The sequence below is a fragment of the Roseovarius sp. D0-M9 genome, from assembly GCF_037083805.1.
GTDB lineage: Bacteria > Pseudomonadota > Alphaproteobacteria > Rhodobacterales > Rhodobacteraceae > Roseovarius.
In genome coordinates this window covers 325,188-334,026 of sequence record NZ_JBAPKZ010000001.1, presented here as the reverse complement: position 1 = coordinate 334,026, position 8,839 = coordinate 325,188, and the positions used below count along the sequence as shown (strand labels likewise).

Genomic DNA, 8,839 nt, shown 5'->3' with positions numbered 1-8,839 from the left:
GGACTGGCGACGCGTCGCAACTCGATACGACAGGTGCCCGAAGGTGTTTCTGTCAGCCATCGCACTCGCCGCCACCGTGATCTATTGGCTGTGAGTCCTGACCCTAGAGATAATCGGAGCGTTGCAGCGCGTATTTCGCCATCTTCTCGTTCAGGGTGCGGCGCGGCAGGCACAGCTCGTCCATTACGGCTGCGATACTGCCCTTGTGGCGGCGCATCGTATTGTCGATCAGCATCCGCTCGAACGCCTCGACATATTCCTTGAGCGGTTTGCCCTCGGTCGTCATGACGGGCTGCATGTCCTGATGCTCGCTCATCAAAAGTGATACGATCGTGCCCGACCCGCGCCGCGATTGCAGCACCGCACGTTCGGCCACGTTGAAAAGCTGGCGCACATTGCCCGGCCAAGGTGCCTGCAAGAGCTGCGCGGCCTCCTGCGCACTGACCTGCGGCGCGTCGCAGCCGTAGTCATCGGCGAACTGATCGGCAAAGCGGGTAAAGAGCGTCAGGATGTCCTCGCCGCGCTGGCGCAGCGGCGGCACGGTGATGCGCAAGGATGCGAGCCGGTAGAACAGATCGGGGCGCAACGCATCCTCGGAGGTCTTGCCCTCATCTTGCAGGTTCGAGATGGCGACCAGCCGCGTCTCGGGGGGCGTGCCCTCTTCGTTGAGCCATGTCAGCAGGCGCGCCTGCAAGGGATCGCTCAGCGCTTCGATATCCTCCAGCACCAGCGTTCCGCCGCGGGCCTCTTCAACGGCCGGCAGGCGGCTGTCCTCGGGGTTCATCGGGCCAAAGAGGCGGGTCGACAGCTGCTCCTGCTCGTAGGCCGCGCAGGAGATCAGCACGAATTTCTTGCCCGCGCGCGCGCCCACAGCGTGCAGCGCATGGGCCACCAGCGTCTTGCCGGTGCCCGTCTCGCCGTCGATCAGGACGTGGCCATCCGCCTGCCCCAGATCGAGGATATCCTCCTTGAGCCGCTCCATGACGGGCGACGAGCCGATAAGTTTCTTCATCAGCTGGCCGCCATCCGACAGCTCGCGGCGCAGCGCGCGGTTGTCCAGCGTCAGGCGGCGCGCATGGGTCGCCTTCTTGGCCAGCTCTGTCATGCGATCGGGGTTGAACGGCTTTTCCAAGAAATCATAGGCACCGACGCGCATCGCCTCGACCGCCATGGGCACATCGCCATGGCCGGTGATCATGATGACCGGCAGGGTGCTGTCCGCGCCCATCAGCTTTTTCAGAAATTGCATCCCGTCCATGCCGGGCATGCGGATATCGGTCACGACGATACCGGGATAGTCTGGGCCAAGGGCTTTCAGCGCCTCCTCGGCGCTGGGGAACGTCTCGGTGTCATACCCCGAGAGGGCCAGCCACTGGCTGATCGACTGGCGCATGTCCTTCTCGTCGTCGACGATCGCAATCTTCATCGCATTTGCCATTATGGTATCACTCCGCTGCACGGGTTTGTTGGGATAGGATCGGCAGGCGCATCTCGAATACGGCCCCGCCGGCCGCCGCGTCGCGCGCGGTCAGCCGTCCGCCTAGGTCGTTGACGATCCCCGAGGAAATGGCAAGCCCAAGCCCGACGCCCTCGCCCGGCTGCTTGGTTGTGTGGAATGGCTCGAAGAGCTTGTCCAGATGTTTGATGCCGCTGCCGTTGTCGCGCACCGTCAGCACCGCCATGGAGCCTGCGGCCAGAACGATGTCGATCTGCGCGTCGTCTACGGCCTGTGTCGCATCCAGCGCGTTGCGCAAAAGATTGATCATCACCTGTTCGATCCGCACCCGGTCGCCCATCACCATCACAGGGTCATCCGGCAGGGTGCGGTTGATGGTGACGCGCCTCTGGCGCAGCTGCGGCTCCATCATCGACAGCGAAGAGGCCAGCGCATCGCCAATGTTTACAGGCTCGAACGTGTCGCCCGAGTGGCGCGCGTAGGATTTCAACTGCCGGGTGATGGCACCCATACGCTCGATCAAATCGTCGATCCGCTGGAACGACGACATCGTCTCGTCGGGCCGGTTGCGTGTCAGCAAGAGGCGCGCACCGGCCAGATATGTCTTCATCGCCGCCAGCGGCTGGTTCAACTCATGGCTGACGGCGGCCGACATTTCGCCCAATGCGGCCAGCTTGGATGATTGCGCCAGCGTCTGTTCGGCCACGGCGAGGTTCTCCTGCACGCGTTCCCGCTCGGCGATTTCCCGCTGGAGACGCAGGTTCAATTGGCGAAGCTCTGCCGACTCGCGTTGAAAGAGCGCCATGCGCACCGCCGTCTTGCGGCTGAGGAAGTAGAATGCGAGCGCCAGCAGAATCGCAAAGCCCATGATTTCGAGCGCAAGGAAGCCATTCACCTTTTCACGCACCGAATCGAAGGTGGTGAAATTGGCGATCCGCCAGCCCCGAAAGGCCACGCGCCCCTCGACACGCATCACCGCCTCGCCGCTGACATAGGCGTCGGCCGGCACCAGCGTCCAGTCGGCTGTGGCCTGAATGGCGCGCTCGAACGCGCCGCTGACAGGCTGCTCGGCCAAGGCCTCGGTCTCGTTCAGGCCGCGCCAGCGCGGCTCGGTCGACAGGATGATTCGCCCCTCGCTGTCGGTGACGATCACCGCGTCGGTGATCCCCGCCCAAGCGCGCTCGTATTTGTTCAGATCGACGGCCACCATGATGACACCGACCAAAGCGCCCTGGCTTTCGACCCGGCGCGAATAGTAGAAATCAAATCGGCCCGTCTCGTTCTGCATCAGCGTAAACACACTGTCTTGTGAGCGCGTCGCATCGACGTAATAAGGCGCGGTCCGGTGCGATTGGCCCAGAGAATTGCGATCTGTCGACGCGACAGTGCGTCCGTCCTTGTCCAGAAGGGTCAGCGATGCCGCCCCGATTTCATCGACGAATGAAATCAACCGCTGCGTCGATTGCGAGTAATCCCCCGAGGTGAGCGCCGAAATCAGCGCCGGATCGCGCGCCAGAAGCTGCGGAACGATGGCGTTCTGGCGCAGCTCGCTCAGCAAGTTGCCCGAGTAGAGGACCAGGCGCAACTCGGCACGATTGCGGGTGGTTTCGGTAAAACGGTCGGTCAGCAACTGGTTTGTCACATACACCGTGGCAATTGCGACGGCCGTCAGCACGATTAGCGCGATGCGCACCGGCCAGCTGGTCGCGCGTGGGTCGCCCGCAGGGACACTGCGCGTGGTCACCAGACCGGACCCTTGGGCAGGGTTCCCGGCGCGACCTTCCGGCGGCGGCGGCGTGGGATCGGACTGGCTCATCGCAACATGCTACGGCGGCGGCGGAGCTACCTCAAGCCCTCGCGCGCGCGGCCCGCTCAGGCGTTTTCCAGTTGCCCGACAAGGCTCTGGAACAATGCCGCACCATCGGTGCCACCATGCGCGCTTTCGGCCATGCGCTCAGGGTGGGGCATCATGCCCAGCACGCGGCGATTTTCCGACAGGATACCGGCGATGTCCTCCGCCGATCCGTTGGGATTGCCCTCATAGCGAAAGGCAATACGGTCCTCGGCGGCCAGCGCTTTGAGCGTCTCTGGATCGGCGTGATAGTTGCCATCGTGATGCGCGATGGGCACGGTGATCGTCTGGCCCGCAGTATAACCGCTGGTAAACGCGCTGTCGGTGGTGGCGACGGTCAGCGGCACGTTGCGGCAGATGTATTTCAGCCCGGCATTGCGCAGCAAGGTGCCGGGCAGAACGCGCGTCTCGGTCAGGATCTGAAAGCCGTTGCAGACCCCAAGGACATAGCCGCCCTTGTCCGCATGCGCCTTGACCGACTGGCAGATGGGCGAATTGGCCGCAATAGCCCCGCAGCGCAGGTAGTCGCCAAAGGAAAACCCGCCCGGAACGCCGATGACATCGACGCCGGCGGGCATCGACGTATCCTTGTGCCAGACCATGGTGACACGGGCCCCGGCCCTTTCGAAGGCCACGGCCAGATCGCGGTCGCAGTTGGAGCCGGGAAAGACGACAACGGCAGCATGCATCAGAGGATCTCCACCCGGTAGCTTTCGATCACGGTATTGGCCAAGAGGCGCTCGCACATGTCCTTGACGGTCGCCTCTTCGGTGCCGTCTGCCAGATCCAGCTCGATCACCTTGCCTTGGCGCACGGAATTGACGCCATCAAAGCCGAGGCTGCCAAGTGCGTGGCGCACCGCCTCGCCCTGTGGGTCGAGGACGCCGGTTTTGAGCATGATGTGAACGCGGGCTTTCATCGGCAGTATCCTTGGGTCGATGGTGTGTCGGTAATGTGAAAGATCAGGTGATCGGCTCAGTTGATCAACGTGGGCCGCGCCATGGGGGTCGCCCCCTTGGGCAGCACGCCAAGGCGCTTGGCGACCTCGGTATAGGCATCGGTCAGACTGCCCAGATCGCGGCGGAACACGTCTTTGTCCAGCTTCTGGCCCGTCTCGATGTCCCACAGACGGCAGCTATCGGGGCTGATTTCGTCTGCGACGATGAGGCGCTGGAAATCACCATCATAAACGCGGCCGATCTCGATCTTGAAGTCGATCAGCTTGATTCCGACGCCATACATTACGCCCGCCATGAAATCGTTAACGCGCAGCGCAAGGCTCAGCATGTCGTCCAGATCCTGCTGCGACGCCCAGCCAAAGGCGGCTATATGCTCTTCGGTGACCAGCGGATCGCCCAGCTTGTCGTCCTTGAGGCAGTATTCCACGATGGGGCGCGGCAGTTGCTGACCCTCTTCGAGGCCGAGACGCTTGGCCATCGAGCCCGCGGCATAGTTGCGCACGATCACTTCCAGCGGAATGATCTCGACGGCGCGCACCAGTTGCTCGCGCATGTTGAGGCGCTTGAGGAAATGGGTCGGCACGCCGATATTGTTGAGGCCCGTCATGAAGTATTCGCTGAGGATGTTGTTGAGCACCCCCTTGCCCTCGATCACGGCCTTCTTTTCGGCGTTGAACGCAGTGGCGTCGTCCTTGAAATACTGGACGATCGTGCCCGGCTCGGGGCCCTCGTAAAGGGTCTTGGCCTTGCCTTCGTAAATCTTCTTGCGACGTGCCATGATATGCCTGTCCTTGCCAATGGGGCGCACGCCCCGCGCTGTGATGGCCTTTATGTAGAGGATGGCCCGCCTTGCCGCAAGCACGCTGGCCGGGCCTTGCGATCTTGGCGCCATGCGGCCATATCTAATGTGGCGCAGCCCGCGCCACAGCCAAGCAGGAGGGACCAAGCCCATGAACGCTTTCAAGGACCGCGAGAACGCATTCGAGACCAAATACGCACATGACGAAGAAATGAAGTTCAAGGCCGAGGCCCGCTGCAACAAGCTGCTGGGCATTTGGGCCGCCGACCTGATGGGCAAGACCGGCGACGAAGTCGACGCCTACGTGCGCGAGGTCATCAAGGCCGATTTCGAAGAGGCCGGGTTCGAGGACGTGATCCGAAAGGTTGCCGCCGACCTGGGCGACAAGGCCGATCCCGACACCATCCGCGCCAAGCGTGCCGAGTTGATGGCTGCCGCCAAGGCGCAGTTGGTCGCCGAAAACTGAAGACATGGACGGCACGGATCCATGGCAATCCAAGGCGCGCCGCAAAATCATCATGCATGATATGAATTTGCGGCGCAGTCCACGCCATGTCACAAGCGCGCAAAACCAGATTTGGATGATCTCATGAGCAATGCACTTTCCCGGATGATGTCACAGCGCGACTGGATCCTGGCTGATGGCGCCACCGGCACCAACCTTTTCAACATGGGTCTCGAGGCCGGTGACGCGCCCGAGTTCTGGAATGAAACGCACCCGGAGCGGATCACCAAGCTCTACAAGATGGCGGTGGATGCGGGCAGCGACCTCTTTTTGACCAACAGCTTTGGCGGCAATGCCTCGCGGTTGAAACTGCACGGCGCGCAGCACCGCGCGCGCGAGCTGTCGCGCATGTCCGCCGAAATCGGACGCGAAGTGGCTGACAAGGCTGGCCGCGATGTCGTCGTTGCAGGTTCGGTCGGGCCGACGGGCGAGATCATGGCGCCCATGGGCACACTGACCCACGAGATCGCGGTCGAGATGTTTCACGAGCAGGCCGAGGGCCTGAAAGAAGGCGGCGCCGACGTGCTCTGGCTGGAAACCATCTCGGCACCCGAGGAATACAAGGCCGCCGCAGAAGCATTTCGCCTCGCGGACATGCCATGGTGCGGCACGATGAGCTTTGACACCGCCGGGCGCACGATGATGGGCATGACATCCTCCGACATGGCCGACATGGTCGAAACGCTCGATTACAAACCGCTCGCGTTTGGCGCCAATTGCGGTGTGGGTTCGTCTGATCTCTTGCGCACCGTGCTGGGTTTCGTCGCCCAAGGCACAGAGCGCCCTGTGATCGCCAAGGGCAATGCGGGCATTCCGAAGTTCGTCGACGGCCATATCCATTACGACGGCACGCCCGAGCTCATGGCCGAATACGCCTGCCTTGCCCGCGATTCGGGCGCCACGATCATCGGCGGCTGCTGCGGCACCATGCCCGAGCATCTGTCGAAGATGCGCGAAGCGCTCGAGACGCGCCCCAAAGGCCCGCGCCCAACACTCGATCAGATCACCGAGACGCTTGGCGCGTTTTCCTCTGCCATTGACGGCACGGGCGACGATGCCCCTGCCCCGCGCCGCACGCGCCGCCGGGGCGGCTGAGGCGGGGGCACCTTGCCCGCCTCGATATTTCAGAACAATGACAGCTGGTCGCCTGCCCGCACAGGCGGCCTGAAGAGGTCGCAACGCAGATCCGGCAGCTTGCGCGCATAGCCATAGCGTCGCACTGCCGCCTCGAACCGCTGCGCAATCATCTCGGCATAAGGCCCAGTGCCCCGCATGCGCGTGCCGAACGTTGCATCATAATCCTTGCCGCCCTGCATATCCCGGACATGGCCCATGACCCGCGCGGCGCGGTCCGGATAGTGCACCTCCAGCCATTCACGAAACAGCGGTGCCACCTCCAGCGGCAGGCGCAGCATGACCCAACTCGCGGCGATCGCCCCCGAATCGCGCCCCGCCTTCAGCAGTGCCTCCACCTCGTGATCCGTCAGGCCGGGAATGATGGGCGACGTCATGATCCGCGTCTCGATTCCCGCCTCGCTCAGCGTGCGGATCGTCGCCAGCCGCCGCTGCGGCGTAGGCGCGCGCGGCTCAAGCTTGCGCGAAACCTCCGCATCCAGCGTCGTCACCGAAATGCCGACCCGTACCAAACCCTGCCCAGCCATGTCCGACAAGATGTCGATATCCCGCTCGATCAGCGTGCCCTTGGTCACGATGGCGACCGGATGGCGGAAATCGCGCAGCACCTTGAGACACTCACGCATGATCTCATGCTGCTTTTCGATCGGCTGATAAGGGTCGGTGTTGGTGCCGATGGCGATGGTGCGCGGCGTATAGGCGCGATGGCGCAATTCGCGTGCCAGCACGTCGGGCACGTCCGGTCGCGCGATCAGCCGCGTCTCGAAATCAAGGCCCGCCGAAAGGCCCAGCCACGCATGGGTGGGCCGCGCAAAGCAATAGATGCAGCCATGCTCACAGCCGCGATACGGGTTGATCGACCGGTCGAACGGCAAATCTGGCGAGCGGTTATAGCTGATCACCCGGCGCGGCACCTCGATGGCCACCGAAGTGCGCAGCGGCGCTTCGTCCTGCACATCCCAGCCATCGGCCTCATAGCGGCGCGCATGCCGCTCGAACCGGCCCGCATCATTGCGGGTGGCCCCGCGTGCGTGGTGCTCCATGCCAAAGGGGAATGTCTGGTGCTGGCTCATGATGCTTATATAGAACAAAATAAGAACATATGCAAGAACACCATAATGAACATGCGTATTTCGGCCCTTTTCGCCGCCCATCGAACACGTTAGGTCGGTGGTGGCCCGGCCAACGTCGCAATTCGCCAAGTGATCCGGGCGCAAACCGACGAAACGTGGCGCTATAGAAACGCTTCGGGGGCCTGTGCCCCCCCTTGCATGGGGATCCCAGCATGTCCGACGACCAAGACGAAATCATCCTCGCGGATCTCGACGACGACGAGCTTGTCCAGCAGATGTTCGACGACCTCTATGACGGTCTCAAGGAAGAGATCGAGGAGGGCGTGAACATCCTTCTGGCGCGCGGCTGGAGCCCTTACGACATCCTGACCAAGGCCCTCGTGGGCGGCATGACCATCGTCGGCAAGGATTTCCGCGACGGCATCCTCTTTGTTCCCGAAGTGCTGCTGGCCGCGAACGCCATGAAGGGCGGCATGTTCATCCTCAAGCCGCTGCTGGTCGAAACGGGCGCGCCCCGCGTCGGCAAGATGGTGATCGGCACGGTCAAGGGCGACATCCACGACATCGGCAAAAACCTCGTGTCGATGATGATGGAAGGCGCCGGCTTCGAAGTGGTCGATCTGGGCATCAACAACCCGGTGGAAAACTACCTTAACGCGCTTGAGAGCGAAGGCCCTGACATCTTAGGCATGTCTGCCCTGCTGACCACGACGATGCCCTACATGAAGGTCGTGATCGACACGATGGTCGAACAGGGCATCCGCGATGACTATATCGTCCTTGTCGGCGGCGCCCCTCTCAACGAAGAGTTCGGCAAGGCCATCGGCGCCGACGCCTATTGCCGTGATGCCGCCGTCGCAGTCGAGACGGCCAAGGAATTCGTTGCCCGCAAGCATAATCAGAGCATCCGCGCCTGATCCTGCCTGCGCTTTGATTTGCGACACGCGCCGGGCTCATCCGATGGGCCCGGCGCGCCGCCACACCACGACAGTTCGACAGCGCAGTTGCGCAGAACCAAGGCCAACTGCTTCAGAAGCCCCGCGCATCCCTGACGGAGCGGC

The 8,839-nt window shown here is 62.8% G+C and carries 9 protein-coding genes and 1 pseudogene; 4 read left to right on the top strand and 6 right to left on the bottom strand.

The features are described 5' to 3' along the window. Positions 1-94, top strand: a pseudogene (locus V8352_RS01690) (IS5/IS1182 family transposase); the annotation flags it as partial. Positions 95-103: 9 nt separating this feature from the next. Here the strand turns inward: V8352_RS01690 and V8352_RS01685 are convergent. Genes V8352_RS01685 through purC form a run of 5 tightly spaced genes read right to left on the bottom strand, consistent with a single transcriptional unit; the run spans position 104 to position 5,045 of the window. Beyond that, positions 104-1,438: a sigma-54-dependent transcriptional regulator gene (locus V8352_RS01685; RefSeq protein ID WP_336422508.1), complete on the bottom strand. Its 1,335-nt coding sequence runs from the start codon at positions 1,436-1,438 to the stop codon at positions 104-106. Between the two features lie 7 nt (positions 1,439-1,445). Continuing rightward, positions 1,446-3,272: a sensor histidine kinase gene (locus V8352_RS01680; protein ID WP_336422507.1), complete on the bottom strand. Its 1,827-nt coding sequence runs from the start codon at positions 3,270-3,272 to the stop codon at positions 1,446-1,448. 56 nt (positions 3,273-3,328) lie between these two features. Then, on the bottom strand, positions 3,329-3,997 hold the full coding sequence (gene purQ, locus V8352_RS01675; RefSeq protein ID WP_336422506.1) for a phosphoribosylformylglycinamidine synthase subunit PurQ: 669 nt from the start codon (positions 3,995-3,997) through the stop codon (positions 3,329-3,331). Next, positions 3,997-4,227 (bottom strand): phosphoribosylformylglycinamidine synthase subunit PurS, encoded by a 231-nt coding sequence (gene purS, locus V8352_RS01670; protein WP_336422505.1) that lies wholly within the window; start codon positions 4,225-4,227, stop codon positions 3,997-3,999. The genes purQ and purS overlap by 1 nt, the downstream gene beginning before the upstream one ends. 56 nt (positions 4,228-4,283) lie before the next feature. Next, positions 4,284-5,045, bottom strand: a complete 762-nt coding sequence (purC, locus tag V8352_RS01665; protein ID WP_336422504.1) for a phosphoribosylaminoimidazolesuccinocarboxamide synthase — start codon at positions 5,043-5,045, stop codon at positions 4,284-4,286. A 172-nt stretch (positions 5,046-5,217) separates the two neighbouring features. Here purC and V8352_RS01660 point away from each other — a divergent pair, with 172 nt between their 5' ends. Further along, entirely contained in the window at positions 5,218-5,532 is a 315-nt protein-coding gene (locus V8352_RS01660) for a DUF1476 domain-containing protein (RefSeq protein ID WP_336422503.1), read from the top strand. A 123-nt stretch (positions 5,533-5,655) separates the two neighbouring features. Beyond that, positions 5,656-6,666, top strand: coding sequence for a betaine--homocysteine S-methyltransferase (gene bmt / locus V8352_RS01655; protein WP_336422502.1), 1,011 nt, complete (start codon positions 5,656-5,658; stop codon positions 6,664-6,666). A 29-nt stretch (positions 6,667-6,695) separates the two neighbouring features. Here bmt and V8352_RS01650 read toward each other — a convergent pair whose 3' ends face one another. Then, positions 6,696-7,778 (bottom strand): PA0069 family radical SAM protein, encoded by a 1,083-nt coding sequence (locus V8352_RS01650; protein ID WP_336422501.1) that lies wholly within the window; start codon positions 7,776-7,778, stop codon positions 6,696-6,698. Positions 7,779-7,990: 212 nt separating this feature from the next. Between V8352_RS01650 and V8352_RS01645 the strand changes: the two genes are divergently transcribed. Beyond that, on the top strand, positions 7,991-8,695 hold the full coding sequence (locus V8352_RS01645) for a corrinoid protein (RefSeq protein WP_336422500.1): 705 nt from the start codon (positions 7,991-7,993) through the stop codon (positions 8,693-8,695). Positions 8,696-8,839: the final 144 nt, after the last annotated feature.